The sequence below is a fragment of the Amphibacillus marinus genome, assembly GCF_900110345.1.
Lineage (GTDB): Bacteria > Bacillota > Bacilli > Bacillales > Amphibacillaceae > Amphibacillus_D > Amphibacillus_D marinus.
The window spans coordinates 94,234-117,154 of the sequence record NZ_FODJ01000003.1 but is presented as its reverse complement, the minus strand read 5'-3'; the positions used below and the strand labels follow the sequence as shown (position 1 = coordinate 117,154).

The 22,921-nt window shown below is 40.7% G+C and carries 15 protein-coding genes and 1 riboswitch; of the genes, 5 read left to right on the top strand and 10 right to left on the bottom strand.

The genetic code is table 11. From position 1 onward, the window contains the following. Positions 1-293: 293 nt before the first annotated feature. The 5 genes from guaA to BM000_RS06110 all read right to left on the bottom strand — a co-directional run bounded on the left by guaA (position 294) and on the right by BM000_RS06110 (position 7,982). Positions 294-1,814 (bottom strand): glutamine-hydrolyzing GMP synthase, encoded by a 1,521-nt coding sequence (gene guaA / locus BM000_RS06130; protein WP_091496283.1) that lies wholly within the window; start codon positions 1,812-1,814, stop codon positions 294-296. Positions 1,815-1,945: 131 nt separating this feature from the next. Further along, a riboswitch (purine riboswitch) is annotated at positions 1,946-2,047 on the bottom strand. A gap of 30 nt (positions 2,048-2,077) precedes the next feature. Next, entirely contained in the window at positions 2,078-4,291 is a 2,214-nt protein-coding gene (locus BM000_RS06125; protein WP_091495908.1) for a transglutaminase-like domain-containing protein, read from the bottom strand. Continuing rightward, positions 4,291-5,529: a DUF58 domain-containing protein gene (locus tag BM000_RS06120; protein WP_091495906.1), complete on the bottom strand. Its 1,239-nt coding sequence runs from the start codon at positions 5,527-5,529 to the stop codon at positions 4,291-4,293. Before BM000_RS06120 ends, BM000_RS06125 begins: the two co-directional genes overlap by 1 nt. After that, the gene (locus BM000_RS06115; RefSeq protein ID WP_091495904.1) at positions 5,529-6,479 is read right to left on the bottom strand and encodes an AAA family ATPase; all 951 of its coding nucleotides are present in this window, start codon (positions 6,477-6,479) and stop codon (positions 5,529-5,531) included. Before BM000_RS06115 ends, BM000_RS06120 begins: the two co-directional genes overlap by 1 nt. Before the next feature lie 135 nt (positions 6,480-6,614). Beyond that, on the bottom strand, positions 6,615-7,982 hold the full coding sequence (locus BM000_RS06110) for a TrkH family potassium uptake protein (protein WP_177178228.1): 1,368 nt from the start codon (positions 7,980-7,982) through the stop codon (positions 6,615-6,617). Positions 7,983-8,655: 673 nt separating this feature from the next. Between BM000_RS06110 and ytvA the strand changes: the two genes are divergently transcribed. Further along, positions 8,656-9,432, top strand: coding sequence for a YtvA family blue-light photoreceptor (gene ytvA / locus BM000_RS06105; protein WP_091495902.1), 777 nt, complete (start codon positions 8,656-8,658; stop codon positions 9,430-9,432). 97 nt (positions 9,433-9,529) lie between these two features. On the opposite strand, the gene BM000_RS06100 is transcribed toward ytvA, so the two are convergent. Beyond that, the gene (locus BM000_RS06100) at positions 9,530-10,261 is read right to left on the bottom strand and encodes a ThuA domain-containing protein (protein ID WP_091495900.1); all 732 of its coding nucleotides are present in this window, start codon (positions 10,259-10,261) and stop codon (positions 9,530-9,532) included. Positions 10,262-10,428: 167 nt separating this feature from the next. Between BM000_RS06100 and BM000_RS06095 the strand changes: the two genes are divergently transcribed. Then, positions 10,429-11,196, top strand: coding sequence for an AraC family transcriptional regulator (locus BM000_RS06095; protein WP_091495898.1), 768 nt, complete (start codon positions 10,429-10,431; stop codon positions 11,194-11,196). A gap of 75 nt (positions 11,197-11,271) precedes the next feature. Here BM000_RS06095 and BM000_RS06090 read toward each other — a convergent pair whose 3' ends face one another. Next, positions 11,272-12,132, bottom strand: a complete 861-nt coding sequence (locus BM000_RS06090; RefSeq protein ID WP_091495896.1) for an AraC family transcriptional regulator — start codon at positions 12,130-12,132, stop codon at positions 11,272-11,274. A gap of 233 nt (positions 12,133-12,365) precedes the next feature. On the opposite strand from BM000_RS06090, the gene BM000_RS06085 reads away from it, so the two are divergent. After that, the gene (locus BM000_RS06085) at positions 12,366-14,183 is read left to right on the top strand and encodes a beta-L-arabinofuranosidase domain-containing protein (protein WP_091495894.1); all 1,818 of its coding nucleotides are present in this window, start codon (positions 12,366-12,368) and stop codon (positions 14,181-14,183) included. A gap of 71 nt (positions 14,184-14,254) precedes the next feature. On the opposite strand, the gene BM000_RS06080 is transcribed toward BM000_RS06085, so the two are convergent. From BM000_RS06080 to BM000_RS06070, 3 genes are read right to left on the bottom strand one after another with little or no spacing between them, the layout of a single operon-like run. Continuing rightward, the gene (locus BM000_RS06080) at positions 14,255-16,627 is read right to left on the bottom strand and encodes an ABC transporter ATP-binding protein/permease (protein WP_091495892.1); all 2,373 of its coding nucleotides are present in this window, start codon (positions 16,625-16,627) and stop codon (positions 14,255-14,257) included. A gap of 26 nt (positions 16,628-16,653) precedes the next feature. Then, entirely contained in the window at positions 16,654-18,474 is a 1,821-nt protein-coding gene (gene ftsH, locus BM000_RS06075; protein WP_091495891.1) for an ATP-dependent zinc metalloprotease FtsH, read from the bottom strand. A 22-nt stretch (positions 18,475-18,496) separates the two neighbouring features. Beyond that, the gene (locus tag BM000_RS06070; protein WP_091495889.1) at positions 18,497-19,114 is read right to left on the bottom strand and encodes a TetR/AcrR family transcriptional regulator; all 618 of its coding nucleotides are present in this window, start codon (positions 19,112-19,114) and stop codon (positions 18,497-18,499) included. Between the two features lie 468 nt (positions 19,115-19,582). On the opposite strand from BM000_RS06070, the gene BM000_RS06065 reads away from it, so the two are divergent. Together BM000_RS06065 and BM000_RS06060 are read left to right on the top strand one after the other, a co-directional pair. Then, positions 19,583-21,517: a peptidase U32 family protein gene (locus BM000_RS06065; RefSeq protein WP_091495887.1), complete on the top strand. Its 1,935-nt coding sequence runs from the start codon at positions 19,583-19,585 to the stop codon at positions 21,515-21,517. 41 nt (positions 21,518-21,558) lie between these two features. Next, on the top strand, positions 21,559-22,848 hold the full coding sequence (locus BM000_RS06060) for an aspartate aminotransferase family protein (protein ID WP_091495884.1): 1,290 nt from the start codon (positions 21,559-21,561) through the stop codon (positions 22,846-22,848). The last annotated feature ends 73 nt before the right edge of the window (positions 22,849-22,921 follow it).

The window sequence follows — 22,921 nt, the reverse complement described above, 5'->3', positions numbered from 1 at the left end:
GGGAATGTCGATTTGCGTGGCTTGCATCACACCAATCACATCTTGTCTGAACGGTTGACTAACACTTCGTCAGCCAACCGTTCAGACGTTTTTTTGCATAATTTCGCTTTTTGGCGGAAAAGCACACAAAAAGAGGGACATCTTCTAAAGATTATCCCTCTTAAAACCCGCTCAAGTATTTCCTTCAAAACTCCCCTGACGGAGTCTAGGCGGGAATATACTCAAATCAAGTCAATTTAGACACCAAAAAGTGCTCTTAAATAAACCTTTTACTATCAGATCAGGACAGTGGGCTATTCCCACTCAATCGTAGCCGGTGGCTTACTCGTCACATCATAAACAACCCGATTAACATGATCAACCTCATTCACAATCCGTGTTGAAATCTTCTCCAATACATCCCACGGAATCCGCGCCCAATCAGAAGTCATTCCATCAATTGAAGTAACTGCACGAATACCAATCGTGTGGTCATATGTTCTCGCATCGCCCATTACCCCAACACTGCGGATGTCTGGTAGGACGGTGAAATATTGCCAGATTTCACGTTCTAGACCTGCTAATTTGATCTCTTCCCGCAAAATCGCATCTGATTCACGAACAATCTCTACCTTTTCATCTGTCACTTCACCTAAGACACGAATCCCTAATCCTGGTCCTGGGAACGGCTGACGCCACACAACTGCTTCAGGAACACCAAGCTCAATCCCTAATGCCCGCACTTCATCCTTAAATAACGTATTTAATGGCTCGAGTAGTTCAAACTGCATATCTTCTGGCAAACCACCGACATTGTGGTGAGATTTGATTGTCTGAGCGGTTTCGGTGCCGGACTCGACAATATCAGTATACAAAGTTCCTTGGGCAAGGAAATCCATGTCCTTTAAGCGTGCTGCTTCGTCATCAAAGACATAAATAAACTCGTTACCAATAATTTTACGTTTTTGCTCGGGATCGCTAACGCCTCTTAGCTTGTTCATAAAGCGTTCTTTTGCGTCAATGCGAATGATATTCATATTAAAGCCGTCACGGAACGTTTCCATGACCATATCGCCTTCGTGCTTACGTAACAGCCCGTGATCAACAAAAATACAGGTTAGTTGATCGCCAATTGCTTTATGAATGAGTGCAGCAACAACAGATGAATCGACGCCACCACTTAAGGCACAGAGCACTTTGCGGTCGCCCACCTTTTCTTGCAGTTTGGCAACTTCTTGTTCTACAAAGTTAGCCATCGTCCAATCGCCGGTACAACCACTAATATTAAAGACAAAGTTGCGCAGAATATCATTACCATAAATTGTATTACGCACCTCTGGGTGGAATTGCACACCATAGATCTCTTTATCTTGATGGCGCATGGCTACAATCGGTGTTGATGGGTTTGTTGCTTCAACAACAAAATCAGCTGGGGCTGCGACCACTTTATCACTATGACTCATCCACACGGTTTGCTCGTTTGGAGTGCCGATAAACAATTGCGCACCGTCTGTGACAGCGATATCCGCTTTGCCATATTCACGTTGGCTTGAGCGCTCGACCGTACCACCAAAATGCTGGGTAATCAGCTGCATGCCGTAGCAGATACCTAACACTGGAATACCTAAATCAAAGATTGCTTCATTAACGCGGAAGCTATTCTCACCATAAACACTATGAGGGCCTCCTGAGAGGATAATCCCCTTAGGATTAATCGCTTTAATTTCTTCAATTGTTATTCGGTGGGAATGAAGCTCACTGTAGACACCGAATTCACGAATACGGCGGGTAATCAATTGATTATACTGGCTACCGTAATCAAGGACTAATATCATTTCATTTTCAACCTGCACACTTGCCACTCCTTTTCAAATCATAATCTTGTCCCATTAAGCTAGCATGGCTAGCACGCTAAAACATGAAAAAAACTACCCCTGTCCAAAAAAAGACAGAGGCAGAATAATTTACACAGTTATTCCGCCTCTATAGTCAGGAAATTAATGGTCTCCCGGTAGAAACTCTCGAACCTTATTATCGAGGATATACAGAGGTGCTTACTATAATAATGCTTCTATTCTATCAATCGCGATTCGCTTGGTCAAGCTAATATTGTTTCCAGAATGGATCGGTATAGCTGTTGGATTTTTTCTGGTTCCACTAGCTCAGCTTCATTGCGATATAGAATCCGTGAATAGTAACTTGTTAGCTGCGACAGCTCATTTGTAGCCAGTTTCTGATCAACGATTTGGGCAAATTGCTGGAGCGTCTGGTCGGCTGAGCGTTTTAAGCCACGTAGCGCAAGCAGCTTTAGTAACATGTGATAGGCATGCTGAAGCTCTTCGGCTGTACTAAAACGGGCCCAGCGCCAGAAAAAGAGCTGCTTGATGCACCATTTCCACCTAATTCCCGCAACAACGATGGCTAAGATGACCAGTCCTAACAGCCAGGGCCAAATCGTTACTGTCACAGATGGTGCTTCGTCGGCCTCTTCTGCCGTAGCCTCAAGCTCTGATTCATTCTCTCCTTGCGTTTCATCCTCTTGTTCCTCTTGCTCTTCATCCTGCTCAGGTTGCTCGGTTTCTTCTATTTCCTCTTCATTTAACGGATCTTGTTCATTTTCCGTGTCCCCTGTTTCTTGATAGACCATTTCTTCACCGCTAAAGCCAATCGTTGGTTCAAAGGATACCCAGCCCTGCTCTGGGAAATAGACCTCGACCCACGAGTGGGCATTGCTATTTCTCACCTCATAACGATAGAGCGTCTCATCCTCAGTTGATAGGTTTTCAAGAAGCTCGCCGCCAGTGAAGCCCTTCACCCAACGGGCGGGAATGCCAAGGGTACGTAGCATCACTACCATTGCGGTTGAGAAGTTATCACAGTAGCCGTACTGGGTTTCAAACAAAAATTGATCAACATAGTCCTGATCATCACGAGGAATTGGAACATTCCGCGTTTGATAGGTAAACTCGCCTTGATCAAAATATTGCTCAATCGCAACGACCTGATCATAGATCGTCTCTTCACCCTCAGTAAGTTCGGCCGCCAATTGATAGACGCGTTCAGGCAAGCTATCTGGTAGTTGCAAATAACGAGTAGCAGCAGCAGGATAGCCACCCACTGAATTTCTTAATTGGTCTGTTGAGAAATCAGGATATTGATAAAAAAGGCTGATCGGTTCATTTCGTGGTAAGCTACCTTGTTCAGACTGAACAAACCCACTCTCCTGGTCAAAAATAAAGCCACCATTTTCGGTCGGAGCTGGCTGAGATAGCCCATATGGATAAACGAGATAGTCAAAGTTAACCGCATCTAAATACTCGACCGTTGCTTCCTGCATCGGTTGAGTATTGTCATTAAAATTGATCTCAAGAGCATCTGCTTCAAACGGTTGAAAGTTTAAATCCGTTGTTCGTTCCCAACCACTTCCTGTGTAAAAATCCTTTGACTCAATGCGCCAATAGTGATTAGACTGTGTTTCTGTCCGAAATAGCGGGGTATTGTTTTGAGCAAATGAACCACCAAGTGTACTGTCATCCTCACTATAGCCGACTTGACTTAGTCCACCGACACCATTGGCAAATAACCCCGTTAACTCAGTCAAAAGCGGGACAGGGTCTGGCCAGACTGGCTCACGTTTAGGCAGTAAAAAGCCAAGCAATAGACTAGCAATTAAGAGCATCGCTAACGGCGTAACCAGTTTGTTAAGCCATTTGGTCAAATTAACCTTTAGTTGATACTGCTGAAGTCGCTTTAAATATGACGTTAAGGCAAGCATGACAAGGCTTATCGCAAACAAACGAATAATGGCATAATTGGCTTGATAATTTGTAAAAGTATCAAGGACCGTGACAAAAGTAAACGTAAGCAGGATATAAATAAATGCTCGCTTCATCGTAATTAACCAAAAATAGAGCAAATAGCTTAATAGCGTAATGAGCAGCAAAAATAACAGCACTTCAAACATATCGGTTAGTCCGTACCAATTTAATCTACCAATTGCCCGGCTATTTAGTTGCCACTCATTTATTAAATAGCTGGTCCATTGCTGACTGAGCATCGTACCCGGAAGAAAAAGCCAATTGACAATAACGATGATTGCACCACTTTTAATAATAATCGACAGCACTGCCGGTAGCTGTAAATAGGTTAGCGTAAAGCAAAAAACGGCAAAAATGGTAAATAACCTAAAGTAATCGGTGTCTGCAAGTTCCTGAAGCGGCTTAATCCACTCTAATGCCAGCAGTAAGCCACCAAAGTAAAGACAGGCTGTTAGCACGGACTGGCCTTTTCCAAGCGTTGTTTGTTTCTTCACTAAATATTCACCACCCAACGGTCGTTCGCTAACACTGACTCTGTGATCTCAATAACAATAACACCGATATATCTAAGCTGTTCGGCTAGAAGCTTCTCTTGCTTAGCTTGAGCAGCTTGGGCTTTCGTCCAATACACCGTCATATGCTTAACATGACGCTTTAGTAACTTAAATTGCTCAACCTGCCCGTCTGAGAGATGATCAGTAAAGAGATGGATAAAGCTTGCTTTAAATAGCAGTTGCTTTTGTCTAATCGTGCGCCAATCCATTGTCCGACCAGTTGTTAGCTTAGTGAATACATCAACTATAGTTTCTGGTTTATCCTTTACTGATAAATAATGTTGTTCAGAACCAATATAAAAGAAATCAATCTGATGATTTCTTCGTGCTAAGTACTGTAGCAGGCTTGAGGAGGCGGAGATGTTCCACTCAAATCCAGCGCTTTCCTTTGCCCCAATTAGTACAATAGCTCCTTCGGCATTTTGCTCCTGATCGAATTCTTTGGTCATTAACGTCTCTGTTCGAGCGGTTGCCTTCCAATTAATTGAGGAGACACGGTCGCCTGGCAGATATTCTCGTGCCCCAGTTACCACATTCGACCGTACTGCTTGAATTGATGAACTAGCTTGATCTCCAAGCTGTTGGATGCGATTGGTCCAGTTGGTTACGAGCGCTAAAGATGCTGGACGTACGATTAGTTCCGTTGCAGTTGAGACGATAGTTTCCTTAGAAACAAATCCGAATGGATCATGGACGATGAGCTCCAAATCATTAAATTGATGGATACCACGTGGTAATTGACTTAATTGATAGCTAAACATTAACCTTTTTCGAAAAATAGGATAAACGATCTGCTTCACGGTTAGCTTTCTATTTTTTGAAAGATCATCTACTAGTAGTGCTGGCCAATTATCTTTAGGAAAACGGACCGCCAAAGATGAGGGCAGATGCTCCTTAACAATTAAATATGGAAACGGTAGCGGTAGCCTGCGCTCTAACACAAGCTGAATGGTAACCGATTGCCCAGCTGCAATTGCCTCTAACGGCACAATTCGCTTAACCTGCCATTTCCCAATTGGATAAAGGAGCAAGATTAGATAATAAAGCAGGAACGGAAGGCTCGCATAGAATAAGAACCAACTGACAAAGCCACCCTGAAACATTGCATAGCTAAATAACGCTGCAAAAAGAACCGCTAGCTGCACCCATTTGGTCAGAAGCTTCAGCCATTGACGCATTAGTTAAATGCCTTCCGTGCAGGAATATCAAGCTGACGCATAATGTCTTTAATAATTAATGCACCATTCTGCTTGCTGTATTTGGCCTCATGGGTCAAGATAAGACGATGACCTAGAACGTATTGAGCGAGGTAAGTCACATCATCAGGAATAACGTAGTCACGTCCGTGAATAAAAGCATAGGCTTTAGCAGCACGCAGTAAGGCAATGGAGCCACGCGGGCTGACGCCAAGCTCAACAGCACTATGCTTCCGAGTTGCCCGGACTAACTGAACAATAAACTGCTGGACAAGTGGATCAACATAAACGTGATCGACCTCTTCCTGCATCTTAACAACATCAGCTTTCTCAAGGACCGCTGTTAACGATTCAATCGGGTGTACGTCGCCCATGACACGAAGCATTTCTAGCTCATCTGCTTCAGCTGGGTAGCCCATATTAAGCTTCATTAAAAAACGATCAAGCTGTGCCTCTGGCAATGGATAGGTCCCCTCGTATTCAATCGGATTTTGAGTTGCCATCACAAAGAAGGGCTGATCAATTTTGACCGTTTCACCATCAACGGTTACACTTGACTCCTCCATTGCCTCAAGTAAGGATGATTGTGTCTTTGGTGAGGTCCGATTAATTTCATCAGCTAAAATAATGTCCCCGACAATTGGCCCCTTGCGATATTCAAACTGCTGTGTTTGTGGATGATAAATAGACACGCCCGTAACATCTGACGGTAATAAATCCGGGGTAAACTGAATGCGACTAAATGCACAATTTAAGGATTTAGCTAACGCACGCACAAGCATGGTCTTCCCAACACCTGGAACATCTTCTAGTAACACATGTCCCTTAGCTAAGAGGGTGGTTAAGCTCAAAACGGCTATTTCACTTTTTCCAATAATAACCTTTTGGATATTCTCAACGACAGCATGTGTCGACGATTTAATTTCAAGCATATTATTAAGTCCTCCATTTCCCAGTAACCCTACTACCCCTACTATACTATATTTTTTTACCAAAAAGAAACAGTTTACCGCTATTACGCTCGGTTTTTGTCTTTTTTTAGAAACTTACCTGTAGTTGAAACAGGACTAGCCAATAATCATCTTAGCTTTCGGGTACTTATATAAGTCTTTCGTTGGCTTTCCTCTAATGATGAATAAAAAGGAAAAGATTCCAATCCGACCGACAAACATCATGATCATGATGATGATCTTGCCAAACACCGTCAAGTCACTGGTGATTCCTAAGCTAAGCCCAGTTGTTCCAAAGGCAGAAAAAACCTCAAAGGTAATTTCTAAATTAGAAAACGGCTCACTAATTGACAAGCAAAGAACAGCTAGTAAACAAAGGAACAGGGCAGTTGTCATTACAATAAACGCCTTCAAGACATCCTCCCTGGCAATCTCTCTTTTAAATACTTTAATTGCGGTATGGCCTTTGGCATAATGATAAATCGCCAATAAAACAATTGCAAAAGTCGTCGTTCGAATGCCACCCCCGACACTACTAGGGGAAGCACCGACAAACATTAAGAATGAGAAGAACATAAGTGTAGTCGGGGTGAATTGATTAATGTCTAATGTCTGTAAGCCCCCATTACGTGTTGTAATTGATTGAAAGAAACTATGAATAATAGCAGTTAGAAAGCTATCGTCAGCTAAAACATGCTGCCGTTCTAATAAATAGAAGATAACTGCACCGAATAATACTAATAAAAAGAAAGTAGTCGTGGTTAGCTTAGCAAAGGTGCTAAAGCGAAACCGATGGCGTTCTGCTTTGCGCATAAACAACCACTGTTCAATTTCCATAAGCACGGGAAAACCGATTGCCCCTGACACGAGTAAACACATATTAACAATCTGAACAAAATAATCGTTCGCGAACGGCTCTAGTGACGCCCCAGTAATATCAAAACCAGCATTAGTCGTCGCACTTACCGATGCAAAAAAACCTTGCAGCCAAGCTTCCTGCCAGGTATCAAAATAATTAAGATAATGCAGGCTCAAAATTATCATGCCAACAAGCTCAATAAACAAAACTGTTCTAAGAATCTTTAACATGAGTTTAACTAAACCAGATAGAGTAGATCGATTTTGATCGACTGAAATAAGCTGACGTCCGCGGATGCCAATTTTCTTTCCGAGAAGAAGGTAAATAGTCGTACCCAGCGTCATAATTCCAATACCACCAAATTGCAAAATAAAAGCTAAAGCAAAATAACCAGCTGTATTAAAGGTTAATTCAATCGGTACAGCAGTTAAACCGGTAACACTAATCGCACTTATAGCCGTAAACAAGGTATCAATAAACGAAACGGTAACACCATCTTCAAGAAAAAAGGGCATACTTAATACCAGTGTAGCAATAGAAATAGCCATTAAATAAAAAATGACAAATAATTGAAACGTAGAGAGCTGCGGTAATTTTCTAAAGGGCAAACGTAATATTTTAAACATCTTAAATTCCTCATTTCAAACTAATAAAGTGTATCTGCAACCAGCGCGGGTTTTCTTTCTCGGCTACTTAGCATATTGGGATTCTCCTCCTATTCTTAAAGGGAGGCTTACAGTCAACTAAGCTACAATAAAGCTAGTCTATTTCTTTTATATAAATACGTCAAGCCTCCTGTTAATTCGCATTTATTTTATAAATTTCCTTCTACTTGCAAGCGATTTTTAGAATGTCCATATCATATTCGTTACTCTGATGTTTATTTTCAGCGCTTCTCTACTTTTATCCGCGACTCACTCCTTTTTATCCGTGCTCCTCTACTTTTATCCGCGACTCACTCCTTTTTATCCGCGCTCCACTGCTTTTATCCGCGGCTCACTCCTTTTTATCCGTACTTCACTGCTTTTATCCGCGACTCTTTCCTTTTTATCCGCGCTCCTCTGCTTTTATCCGCAACTCTTACGTTTTTATCCGCGCTTCCCTGCTTTTATCCGCGACTCTTACCTTTTTTCCACGCTCCTCTACTTTTATCAGCTACTCAGGCAATTTTTTATAAATTTAATGCGCGAATAAGGTCGCCATAATTCCCCACACCCTAGTTAATTATTCCTAATAGGAATTAATTGATTTATTGTGCTATTCATGCCATAATTTTTTATAGTAAGGAGTGAATGAATCGTGTTAAATGAACAAAATCAGCATTTATTTCGTGAGGCCCTTAATCATACTAATGTCGGATTAATAATTACCGATCCTAGTCTCCCTGATCACCCCATTGTTTTTGTTAACCAAGGTTTTATTAATTTGACTGGTTATACTTCCGAGGAAATAATTGGTAATAATTGCCGATTTCTCCAAGGAGAACTGACTAGTTCAGAGGCTATTGAAGAGATTCGAGAAGCTATTCGCAAAGCAACCTCTTTAACGCTTCAGTTGTACAACTATACTAAAGACGGACGCGGATTTTGGAATGAACTAACGATTGATCCAATGTGGATTGAAGAGGATGGCAAAGAAAAGTTGTATTTTGTCGGTGTTCAGAAGGACGTAACTGAGCTTAAAGAGCAGGAGCGTTTATTAAAGGATGCATTAACGGAAATGGAACAACTTTCTACCCCTATTGTTCCGATTAATGATAATATTTCCATTCTTCCTTTAATTGGTGGTATTACCCAGTCCCGCCTTGATCATCTAACTCACTCAGTATCTACCTATCTTTCTAAATCGAAGAATGACTATTTGATTCTAGACCTGTCTGGACTTTATGAAGTAGACACGTATGTTGCTTCATCCTTGCTAAAGCTTCACGACCTCACTCAGTTAATTGGGACACAGCTTATATTAACCGGAATTAGACCGGAGCTTGCCATTAAAACAATTGAGATCGGTAATCATCTCAAGCATTTGCATACCTATTTAACTGTTCAGGACGCCATTAAAGCACTATCGAATTAAACAGCTGTCCCTTTATCTGGTATTCAGCCGCAAAGGTTACTTTTACTACTAACTTTTTGCGGTCGGTACGCATCTAGGGACAGCTTTATTTATAATGCTAGATAAACGATTCTTTCTCATAGATCATTTCAATCTGATCTAACTCTATATCCTGATTTACGGAGCTATGAATGGGTCTTGCCCAATTGACCGCATTCTTTATGACCTTTTGCACGTATTTATTATGATAGGTAGGATACGTTTCATGACCAGGTCTAAAGTAAAAGATCTTACCCTTCCCACGATAAAAAGTCATCCCACTCCTGAAAACCTCCCCACTTTTAAACCAACTTAAGAAAATCAGCTCATCTGGCTCTGGCACATCAAAATGCTCGCCATAAACCTCTTCCTCAGCTAAATCAAAAAATTGCCCAACCCCTCGAGTAATTGGATGACTGGGATTAACATTCCAGATTTTCTCTGATGATTCCGTTCCATTACAGTTGAGCCGACAGCTCGTACCTATTAGCTTTTTGAACACGCTTGAGAAATAGCCTGAATGTAACACGATTAATCCCATTCCAGCCAGAACATGCCGATTAACCATATCAACAATTTGCTCATCAACTTCAGCATGTGCAAGGTTACCCCACCAGATAAACACATCTGTTTCTGCCAGCTTTTCTTCTGATAAACCATGATTAGGTTCGTCTAAAGTCGCAGTTATTACAACATGCCCCGCTGCTCTTAAGCAGTCAGACAAGACACCATGAATTCCGTTTGGATAAATTCGCCTCGCTACAAAATCACGCCTCTCATGACGATTTTCATTCCAGATTAATATATTCATTTATATCCTCCTAGATAATTAAAGCTTAAGTTTACGATTATGACACTTTAAGGTAAGCGATTACAAATACAACTAATGATTTTAACACCATATTACGCCTTAATTGCATATTTGGGTATAGATGATATGATAAATACATATCCGATTTTGCTAAAAGAGGTGAGCTTATGAAGGTTGGACACTGTGGTTATTCATTACATACAAATGGCTATGATGAAACAAGAAAAGTTAGTGCAGGTGCATTTTTTATTCGGTTGCAAACCGAGGGCAAGGCGACAACTACCGTAAATCAACAGACTTTCCCATTAGAGAAAGGATCGATTACCATTATCCCATCTGATAACTGGTATCGACTTGAAATAGCAGATAGTGAAACAAGTGGTGACTTCCATCTGTTTGGTAAAGATGCTTGGATTAATCGCTGGTGGGCTTCAATGGATAAACCCTTTCATGTTAAAATTCATGATATTGATCAGATTTCAGCACTATGGCGTTTTCTTGCTAGTGAAACAAGAAGACCACCAACAGAGCAGAATAATGATTTAAAAATGCACCTGTTTAAATCCATTTGCTTAGCAATAAAGCAGGATCGCCAAGAACGATCTGCCCTTAATTATCCGTTTGTTGTAACAAAAATGAAACGATTTATTGAGGAGAATGCCTTAGCTGGCTTAACCATTCAGGATGTTGCTGCTGAAGTTGATCTCAGCGTATCTCGTGCTGTCCATTTGTTCAAGGAACATACTAATCGAACAATGATTGAGTATGCCCACCATATCCGGCTAACAACAGCGGTCAACCATATGGCCTATACCAATATGACGCTTGAGCACATTGCCGAGAAGTGTGGCTTTGGCAATTATCCCTATTTCCATCGTGTTTTTAAGCGGACTTATGGAACCTCACCAGGAAAGTATCGGAAACAACAGCATTAACAATTGACAGCGGCTTGACCCGCTTTATGCAGTACAGCACCACACGTTAGGCGCTCCGTGGGGTGCTAAATCTTATTAAATTCTGGTTGTATAAATTTGTCTGTATTGTGATGGTGGCATACCAAATTCTCGTTTAAATATCTTACTAAAATAAAACTCATCATAAAATCCTGTTTCTCTTGATATTTCTGCAATGGAAAGTGACGACTCACATAGTAATTCGACAGTTTTTTTTAATCGGATCGAAAGCTGGTATTGCTTAATCGTTTTGCCAAGGCATTCTTTAAGTAATGCAGACAAATACTTATATGATAAACCGAGCTCCATCTCAATCTCCTCATGAGTAATTTTTTTATAATAAAATTCTTCTAAGTAATGCATTAATTGGTTAATTTTAATTGGATACGACTCGGATTGATGCTCAGGGCTGTCTTTTTCAAAACAATCATACAGAACATTCCACAGTAATAGCGAGGCATGCATTAGCCTTCCGGTATTATAGTTCGTCACAATCTGCTTTATTAAATATTTAATCGCAGGATTATGCGCAAAGTTAATAATTTTAGGCAAAATAATTTTGTATTCAGCAATATCCATTATCTCTTCCTGCTGCATCTTATTCTTGTAAATTTTTTCTACTGATTGTGCTACGTTAGGAAATTCAAAGTGGACATAATACCATGAAGTCCCTTGCAGAAACGGCTTTTCGCCCCAATGATGAACCCCACTTTTCAAAAAAAATAATGTATCCGCGGTTAATAAATAAGGGATGCCATCCTCAAAAATCTCCATTTCTCCTTCTACGACGTATATGAGTACACTAAAGCTCGCACTTCGATCCAGATGCAACAATGGCTTTGTCACTTTACCAAAATTAGTCTCACTAATTACCGGCATACTGCCACATGGAATTTCACATAAATGCTGTTTCACCATACTTCCCCCCTCTACTTAGGTGCGCACGTTTCGTTAAGCACATAGCTAATCACTCATCAATAATTTTCCGATAAATTACTCTTATCATTATAATAAGAAACCAATATAATCAGCAAAAAATACATGTTATTCGTTATTTATTCTATTGTATACGGTTAATCTTATCAATATAATACATGTAAATTCACTATTAAACTATTTGCAGCTCACTAAATTAAGAAGGAGAGATTTATATGCTCAACGCTATTAATCAAAAAAATGTGATTTTATTGCCTGGTATCTTCCGAGAAAGAATGCAGGTAAACAGAGAGTATCTTCTAGAACTAGATACAACCTGCTTATTGCAAAATTTTTATCTTGAAGCTGGTATTGTCCTCCCTGGTCTTCAAGTAATCGATAACCCCGAAACAGCAAAGCTCCATTGGGGGTGGGAAGCACCAACTTGTCAACTCAGAGGCCATTTTCTCGGTCACTGGCTCTCTGCCGCTGCTTCATACATTGCGACAGATAAAGATATTGAATTAAAAGCAAAGCTAGATATAATTATTTCCGAGCTAGCTAGGTGTCAGGAATTAAATGGCGGTGAATGGGTCGGATCATTTCCAGAAAAATATTTTAACAAGCTAGAGAATAATCAACATGTATGGTCACCTCAATACACCATGCACAAAACAATGATGGGGTTAATGAATGCCTATCTACATGCCAATAACCTAATGGCACTTGATATTCTTGATCACTTAAGTGACTGGTACATTAGATGGACCGATCGGTTAGCAAAAACAAACTCTCACGCTGCCTATAAAGGAGAAGAAGCCGGTATGCTTGAAGTTTGGGCATCCCTCTATGGGATTACAAAAGATGACAAGTACTTAAACCTAGCTAAGCGTTATTGGGATGCTGGCTTGTTCTCTAAGTTACTTAAAGGAAAGGATGCCCTCACCAATTGCCACGCCAATGCAAGTATTCCATTATCTCACGGTGCAGCGAAGCTTTACGAACTAACTGGTGATGAGAAATGGCGCACCATTACCGAGCTTTTTTGGAAAAATGCTGTATCTGAGAGAGGTATGTACTGTACGGGAGGACAAAATGCGGGAGAGTTTTGGACACCACCATTTATGTTAGGTCAATTTCTTGGCGAAAGAAATCAAGAATTTTGTACGGTGTATAATATGACCAGAACAGCGCAATATCTTTATAAATGGACCGGCGATCCATTATACGCTGATTATATTGAAAGAAACCTGTACAACGGTTTTCTTGCTCAGCAAAATGCTAAGACTGGTATGCCCACTTACTTTCTTCCTCTTGCAGCAGGAAGCCAGAAGAAATGGGGCAGTAAAACAAGGGATTTCTGGTGTTGCCATGGCACAATGGTTCAGGCCCAAGCTTTTTATCCCGAGCTTATTTACTTTGAAGATGCTGCAACCGAGAAGATAATTATTAGCCAATATATCCCATCTGAATTAACATATCAAGACATCCACCTTAAACAGGCCATTGCCATGAAGTATTATAATGACCAAGCCTTTTTTGATGAGCATGATGATAGTCAAATGTCGCGCTGGTTATTAAAATTCTCAATTAAATCGACGCAAGCTAGAAAACGCACACTTTCATTTCGTGTACCAGCATGGGTAACCGGAAAACCGTCTGTCCAGCTAAATGGTGTCGCTATTCAAGTTGAACTTCATAACGGGTATTTTGACCTTACCCATGATTGGCAGGATGATCAGCTAAGTATCTTCTTCCCTAGTGAGCTGCGTGTGGAAGCTTTACCTGATTTGCCAGAGCTAGTAGCTGTCATTGATGGTCCGATTGTATTAGCTGGTTTAGTAAAGAGTGACTGCGGATTGACAGGAGATTGTACTAATCCAAAAACATTTCTTATGCCGCAAACGGAGCATACCTACGAAACCTTTCCATGGCAGCAAAATAATTATTTGACCAGACATCAGTCACAAAACTTTGTTTTTAAACCACTTTATGAAATTGAGGACGAAGTATATACCGTTTATTTTACTAACAAAGCTATTAACATGCTCTAGAAAAAAAGCAGGCTACTTTGCTCCCTAATTGGACCAAAGTAGCCTACAAAAAAAGTTTTATTAATTTAAATTTACTCCGTTCTTAATGCCACAACCGGATCTTTCTTCGCCGCCATTCTCGCTGGAATAAGGCCAGCAATTAGCGTTAAGATCATACTCCCCGCAATTAAAATAACAGCTGGGATAATAGCTAAGCTGGCAACATTAGGAATGTCAGTCAGAATCTCAATTAAATTATTAATTGGGATAATAAGTAAATAACTAAGTGCGATTCCTAATGAACCTGCTACAAAGCCAACAATAAGCGTTTCAGCATTGAACACGCGGGAAATATCCTTCTTCCGAGCTCCGACACTCCTCAGAATACCGATTTCCTTGGTTCGCTCAATGACCGACACATACGTAATAATACCAATCATGATGGTCGATACAATTAGGGAGATAGCAGCGAAGCCGACTAACACATACGTTACCGTGTTAATCATATCGGTCATAATATCACCAAGTATTTCAGCTAAATCATTATAGACAATTTGGTCTTCCTCAGCTAACCCTTCATTATAGTTATCGAGTTCAGCTTTAATTTCATCCTTAGCTGCAAAGCTGGTTGGATAAATATTAATTCCAGTTGGTGTTGTAATTGCCCCTAGACGGATTAACGCTTGCTCTTTCATTGCATCGTTTTGAAATGGCACATTTGATAAGAGATCCAGGTCAGATTCTTCTTGCGCCTGGGCAATTTCAGAGTCCTGGGCGTTGGCAACAATATAATCCGTTAAAGCTGCCGTATAGATGAAACCCTCTTCGAAATAGGCAGTCGTAACGTCTTCTTTTTCCCGTAAAACACCTGTAATGACAAGTTCCTTACCTTCCTCTTGCTCAAATAAATCCTGATACGCAGATGGATTGGCAGGGCTAAAGAACCCATTCTCCTCCTCCGTATAATACGAATCATTTGGGATCACCTTAAGCATGGTTTCGCCAATAAAGTCTGTGACATCATAGCTCTCTTCAGCCTCATCAAAGCCCAGCTTATCAAAAAACTCAGTGCTAATTCGATTGTAGCGATCAATGACAATCGCAACCTCATTATCAGCCGCGGGTAAGCGACTTCCTTCACCAATGAAATCATACATTTCTAAAATAAAGTCCTCATCGCTCGGCATTTCCTGCCAATGTGTACCCTGACCACCCATTCCCGGCATACCTGGCATCATCATTGCGTCTGATGTCGTTTGAAACTTGACAACCTGATCATCATGCTGTGCGAGAAGATTGATTTCGACCCCACGTGTGTATGAAACATTATCAATCGCATCGGCAATCTCTGTCTCCATTTGATCAACATAATCAAGAAAATCATCGGTTAACACATTGGTATGTGTTGAGAAATTCTCCATGTTATCATAGCGATAAATAACGGTATCGTCAGGATACTCTTCAAAGTCACCATTATTTTGATCAGGTGGACCCATTTCATCAAAATTAACAAACTGCTCACCAGTATCAATCATAATTGGAAAATTTGCTAGTGTGTCCGTTTGCATCACGTCAAGCTGGCCTGATAATCCATTAGATAATGCCAAGACGAGGGCAACGCCAATAATACCAATGCTTCCAGCAAAGGCTGTTAAGATCGTCCGGCCCTTTTTGGTTAATAGATTTTTAAAGGACAGCGATAGTGCAGTGAACAGTGACATTGATGTGCGATTCTTTTTCTTAGCTTTGATTGGCTTCTCAGCTTTGACACTGTCTGTCGTCTCAATTGGGTTACTATCTGATTGAATTTCACCATCAAGGAAACGAATAATCCGTGTACTGTACTCTTCTGCGATATCTTCATTATGCGTGACCATAATGACAAGTCTTGTCTTAGCAACCTCTTGTAATATCTTCATGACTTGGGTGCTTGTCTTTGAATCTAGTGCGCCGGTCGGCTCATCAGCAAGAATAATATCTGGATTATTTACTAAGGCACGCGCAATTGCCACCCGCTGCATTTGCCCGCCTGACAGTTGATTTGGCTTCTTTTGTATATGGTCCTTTAAGCCAACCTCTTCTAATGCCTTCGTTGCCCGTTGCTTACGTTCTGCGCTTGAAACACCTGACAGGGTCATAGCAATCTCAACGTTCTGAAGGACAGACTGGTGACCAATTAGATTATAATTCTGAAAGACAAACCCGATCGAGCGATTACGATAGGCATCCCAATCTTTGTTGCCAAAGTGCTTAGTTGAATAGCCATTAATAACGAGATCACCTGAGTCATATTGATCTAAACCACCAATAAGATTTAACAAGGTCGTTTTCCCTGACCCCGACGGTCCAAGGATTGAGACAAATTCACTTTCTCTAAATTCTAACGATATTTTCTTTAAAACATTTAGGTATTGATTGCCCGTGCGATAGGACTTATCAATTGCCACTAATTTTAATTTTCCCAAACAAATCTGCTCCTTTTCGCAATTAGCTAAGCTTCGATTTTATCGTGAAGTAGGTTCATAAACGTTTCACCTGAAATCGTCTCTTTTTCTAATAAAAATTTAGTCAGTTCATGTAACTTAGCTTTATTTTCTTCAAGAATGGTCAGTGCCTTTTGATAGCAGTCTCGAATAATCTGCTCAACCTCCTGGTCAATTAGCGTCGCTGTTCCATCCGAAACAGTAAGCGAGGTATCACCAGACAGATATTGATTACTAACCGTTTCTAAGCCCATCATGCCAAATCGACTACTCATGCCATAGCGCGTTACCATTGCACGGGCAAGCTTCGTTGCCTGCTCAATGTCATTTGAAGCGCCAGACGTAATCCGATCAAAAATTAATTCTTCTGCCGCACGACCACCCATATAGGTTGTTATTTTTTCTAATAACTGCTCTTTACTATAAAGCACTTGTTCCGTCTGATCGATTTGCATGGTATAACCTAATGCACCCGATGTTCGCGGAATAATAGTAATTTTATGGACAGGGGCTGCGTTCGTTTGCTTGGCCGCAACAAGGGCATGACCAATCTCGTGATAAGAGATCGTTAATTTATCCTTAGTTGAGATCACTGCATTTTTACGTTGATAGCCTGCAATGACAACCTCTACAGATTCCTCAAGGTCGCTTTGATTAATGACCTTTCGACCATGTTTAACTGCTCGCAATGCTGCTTCATTAATCATATTGGCTAAATCAGCCCCTGATGCACCTGATGTTGCTCTTGCTATTAAATTTAAATCGACATCGTCAGCAAGTTTAACCTTTAAGGCATGCACTTTTAAGATTGCCTCTCGCCCTTGGACATCAGGTAATTCAACAGGAATACGACGGTCAAATCGACCCGGTCTAAGCAACGCCTTATCTAACGTCTCTGGACGGTTAGATGCAGCTAAAATGACGACACCCTTATCTTGATCAAAGCCGTCCATCTCGGTGAGTAACTGGTTTAAGGTTTGCTCCCGTTCATCATTACCGCCAGGGCCATTCCCAGTCCGGCTTTTTCCGATGGTATCAATCTCATCAATAAAAACAATACATGGCGCTTTTTCCTGAGCCTGTTTAAATAAATCACGGACTCTGGCTGCACCCATACCGACAAACATTTCGACAAATTCAGATCCTGAAATAGAGAAGAACGGCACACTTGACTCGCCAGCAACTGCTTTAGCTAGCAAGGTTTTTCCGGTCCCAGGTGGTCCAACCAACAGTGCCCCCTTAGGGATATTCGCCCCAACCTCTCGATATTTCTTAGAATCTTTAAGGTAATCAATTATTTCGACAAGAGCATCCTTTGCCTCATCCTGTCCAGCAACATCCTCAAAGGTTTTACCCGTTTCTGCCTCAACATACACCTTGGCATTACTTTTACCAAATTTCATCGCATTAGGACCACCCATTCGATCACCCATTTTCTTCATAAAATATTGGGCAATTGCGATAAAAATAGCGAGTGGTAGTACCCATGAGAAAATAAAGGAAATAAGTGGTGATTGGCCAATTGGAGCTACGCGAGTGAATTCAACATCTTGAGCATATAAGCGTTCAACAAGCTCTGGATCGTCCATCCTTCCAGTCGTAAAGCTGTCGCCACCCTCTCCCTCAATTAATTGATAAGCCACCTCTTCATCCTGAATCTCAACCGACTCAACAATACCTGATTCTAAATCAGTTAAAAATTGACTGTAGTCAACCTCTGTGACCGTCTGATTGAATACAAACGGTATAATGATCTCATTTAAAATGAGAACAATAACAAGTCCAATCCCAATATAATAAAGCATCGGCCTTCTTGATTGATTATCCATCAGCGTTTATTAAACCCCTTATCTATTTGTTTTTTAGTAATCCTTTTTTTAGCATATTTAATTCAATTTGATAGTTGTCACAAGCCTTTTCAACCGGTAGTTGCGTGGCAAATGCGTGAATAATATTATGCATGGTGACAGAGACAAGAATAGCGAAAACATGGACGAGCTCTTTTTTTGTTGAAATAGCAAGATTATGCTGCAAGCGCCATGCCGTTATAAATGGCAGACTATTTTCAAGGTCATTGGTTTCAACGTAATTGGACAGAGTGCGTTCCATTTTGTAATTCATATTAAGAAAAGCATTTTTGAAAAATTGACTTTTGTCCCCATTTGCTAAATCTTTCAGTATCCAACGATAAATGTAAGCAAATGTCGCAAACAAATCCCCATCTGTCTCAATCAATTTCGCAGCAAAGCGCTTTTTATTTTCTTGACCATATGCATTCATTAAATAAAGGAAAGCATCCTCCTTATCCTCAAAGTATTGATAAAAGCTCCCTCTCGGAATTTCGGCAAACTTCACAATATTGGAAATTGATGCTTCATGAAGTGATGCTCTTGAGAATTCTTTCATCAATGCCTTTACCAGTTTACCCTGTTTTGCGCCATCTAAATTAAAAAAGGTTTGCTTAGGCATTTCCGTTCCCCCTACCGATATGACATCGTGTCATATCGTACCTTTATCCTAAGTGACATTGTGTCATCTGTCAACGAATATGCTTTGCAAGACCATGCTTGTTAGGGTTAGTCATACGCTTGTCTGATGGAATTATGTATAGCTAGGTTGCACTGCTCTATCATGATAGGTAACACTAGCTATTATCAGTTTACCGTAGTCACCCAGTAAACATAACCAGCGTCAGGATTATCTTCTTCTAAGCCTGTAGACCTAGCTGGAATAACTAACATACTTGTTTTTATACTTTCATTACGTAAACAGGATAAAAAGACAAAATATTGTCATTTTCTACGAGGAATTGTCTGGCTTAGGTATGATATCCTTTAAAGATAGAAGGTTACACGCTTAATTTCACCTTAATGTTTATGCAATAAAGAAATCAGGATAACTACATTTGTGAATCACATCACATGAGGAGGCAGCATAATGCCACGCTATTTTAATGAAAGAGAAATTGAGCTACTAGCTCCAGCAGGCAACCTTGACGTATTTAAACAAGTGGTCTTAGCGAATTGCGATGCCATTTATATTGGCGGTCAATATCTAAACATGCGCATGATGCGGAAAGGGTTTAATTTTTCAAATAACGACATTGTTGAGGCTGTTAAACGCGCTCATCATTACGAGAAAAAGGTCTACGTGACTCTCAATAATTTATTACATGACAATGAAATTAACCTAGCGAGCGATTATTTACAGTTTCTTGATCGTGCTAATGTTGATGGTATTATTGTTCAGGATTTAGCAGTGGTGAAGCTTTGCCAAGATTTGGCGTTATCCATTGATATTCATGCTTCGGTTATGATGAATGTCCATAACAGTGATTACGTGAGGGCACTTCAAGCAGAGGGTGTTACACGAGTGGTACTGTCTCGAGAGATGGATCTGCAAACTGCCAAATATATTCAGAGGGAGACGGATATTGAAACAGAATACTTTATGCATGGTGACATGTGTACGGTAAATGGCGCGAACTGCTATTTTAGCTCAACTATTTGGGGTAACAGTTCCAATCGTGGACGCTGCTTTAAGCCTTGTCGCTGGGCATACCGCGCTAAGAAGGATGGACAGGTCTATCCGACTGAGTATCCATTAGCCGCAAGAGACATGTATATGTATGAGCATATCCCTGAGCTAATCGAAGCACGGGTAACCTCGTTTAAAATAGAAGGGCGCATGCGTGAAGCAGATTTTATCATTAACCTTGTTAATACATATGGTGATGCAATTGATCGCTACATTAAAGAACCAATTGCCTTCAATCGAAAGGAACAGGCCGAGCAACTGGTTAATAATCGAAAACGGGATTTTTCAACCGCTTATGCCTTTGGTAAGCCTGGGTTAACTTTTATCAACCAGCGTTATGAAGGGACAGGTAAATTCTATTCAACAGGTAAGATGTTCTCGACCCCAACCGAGGAGCCTAAGCTAACAGATTATTTAATCAATACATTTACGGCTAGCTTTCAGCCTAGTCTAACCAATAAAGGACAAACCAAACAGTTAACGGTTAAGGTGAATAACATCGAACAAGCTAAGCTAGCTATTGATCTTGGGGTTGACCGGATTTACTTAGCCGGTGATGTGCTTGAACCAGATCAGCCTTTTACAATCTATCAAATTCAAGAGATCATTACGGCAAAGAATGCGACTGAGGTGTATTTCGCTCTACCGCAAATGGTCACTCAAGGGCAGGTTGACCAGATTGACCATTTCTTAACTCGGTATGGTCAGTTGTTTGACGGCTTACTCGTTGGAAATTTGGGCTCTATCTTTAAATACGGGAAACATTTCTCAATTGTTGCTGACTTTAATACAAATATCTATAACCATCAAGCTGCCCTATTTTATCAGAAACTTGGCGTTAATCGGATAACCGCTTCAATTGAAAGTAAGTCAGATCAGCTTAGTCAATTTATGTCGCAATCACCTTTGCCTGTTGAGTTAATTGCGCACGGACCACTAAAGATGATGTATTTAGACTTAGATTTATACGAGAACACCGAAGTGTTAACACCAATTGACACCTGCAATAACCAATACGTTAGCAACTCAGTATTAACATTGCTGACTGACAAAGGTGAAAACCCTATTTACCGTGATCAATATCAAAAAAATCATTTATACTCGATGAAATCTATCTGCCTGCTCCCTGTTTTAGCACAATTACAGGTCAATAATTTAACAGCACTTAGAATTGAAGGTCAAACTTATTCAATTCATCAGCTTAAAGCAATTATTCAAGCTTATCAGGCCGCAATTATAGCTCCTCATCGAGCAAAACAATTGTTTGCACAATTAGAAGCAGATCCAGCTGGTTATACATTAGGCTCTCTATCCTATCAATATCAGCGATCGTAGCCAGCTAGCCGTTCTAATCACTAACGTAAAGGAGTTTTTCTATGTACAGCATTGGCCCTAAGAAAATTTTGGAAAAGAGACAGACTTTCTTGATGCCTGCTACGGCCCACTTTTACCGACAGCCCCCTCAAATAGTGTCAGGAAGTATGCAATACTTATATGATCAAACTGGCAAGCAATATGTTGATTTTTTTGCTGGGGTTTCCGTGATGAATTGTGGACATAGCAATCCAGAGATTTTTGCCACAGCTCAGAAACAGCTAACTAGCTTGCAACATACATCAACCATTTATTTAACACAGCCAATTGTCGATTTGGCGGAAAAATTAGCAGAATTATTACCTGGAGAATTAAAAAAAACCTTTTTCTGCGTGACTGGTTCAGAGGCTAATGAAGGAGCTCTATCATTAGCAAGACTTTACACAAAGAAAAAAGGCTTCATTGCGCTATCTGGCGGACTTCATGGACGAACGCATCTTGCCATGAGTGTTACTGGGATCCCTATGTGGCGCTTGGATGATCAGCTAGTTGATGACCAGATTTATTTTGTTGATCGCCCCCACAATCTTGAGATAGCTGAAATAGCTTCAATGGCTACTTCACTCGCACAGCTAGAACAAACCTTAGAGGAGCATGGCGAAAACATTGCTGCCATGATTCTTGAACCGATCCAAGGTAATGGTGGGATTATTAGGTATCCGAAAGGGTTTTTAAAAAGGGTGCATCAGCTTCTGAAGGAGCATAATGTACTCTTAATTGTTGATGAAGTACAAACTGGCTATGGGAGAACTGGGAAGTTTTTTGCGGTGGAGCATGAAGGAGTGACGCCCGACATTCTTGTAACCGCCAAAGCATTAGGTAACGGGATACCGATCTCTACCTTTTCAACTACTGACCAAATCGCCACCGCATTCAATCGCCCTTCCGCTTCTACCTTTGGCGCGAATCCTGTTGCTGCTGAGACCGCTCTTCGGGTGCTTGACTATATCGCCAAGCATGACCTTGTCCAACGAGCTTATCAACTCGGGCAATATCTAAAGGGTGCACTTTGGAGCATTAATAGCCCGCTAATTAAAGATATTCGTGGAATTGGACTGATGCTTGGTGTAGAAATACAGGCATTAAATACTAAGATAAGCGCAGCTGACTTGACTGATGATATTTTAGAAGAGATGAAAGTACGTGGCTTCCTAATTGGGAAAAATGGGCTTGATCGAAATGTGCTTGCTTTTCAACCACCGCTTGTTATTGAGCGAGAGGACATTGATCAGATGCTTGCTGCTCTTACTAAAGTATTGGCAAGTAAAGAAGCTGAACTAGCTTGCAAATAAAGGAGCTCTTTAATTAGTATGGGATATTATTGTCCTCTCGGTAACAAAAAAGTGCGCACCGTAAAAGAATGAC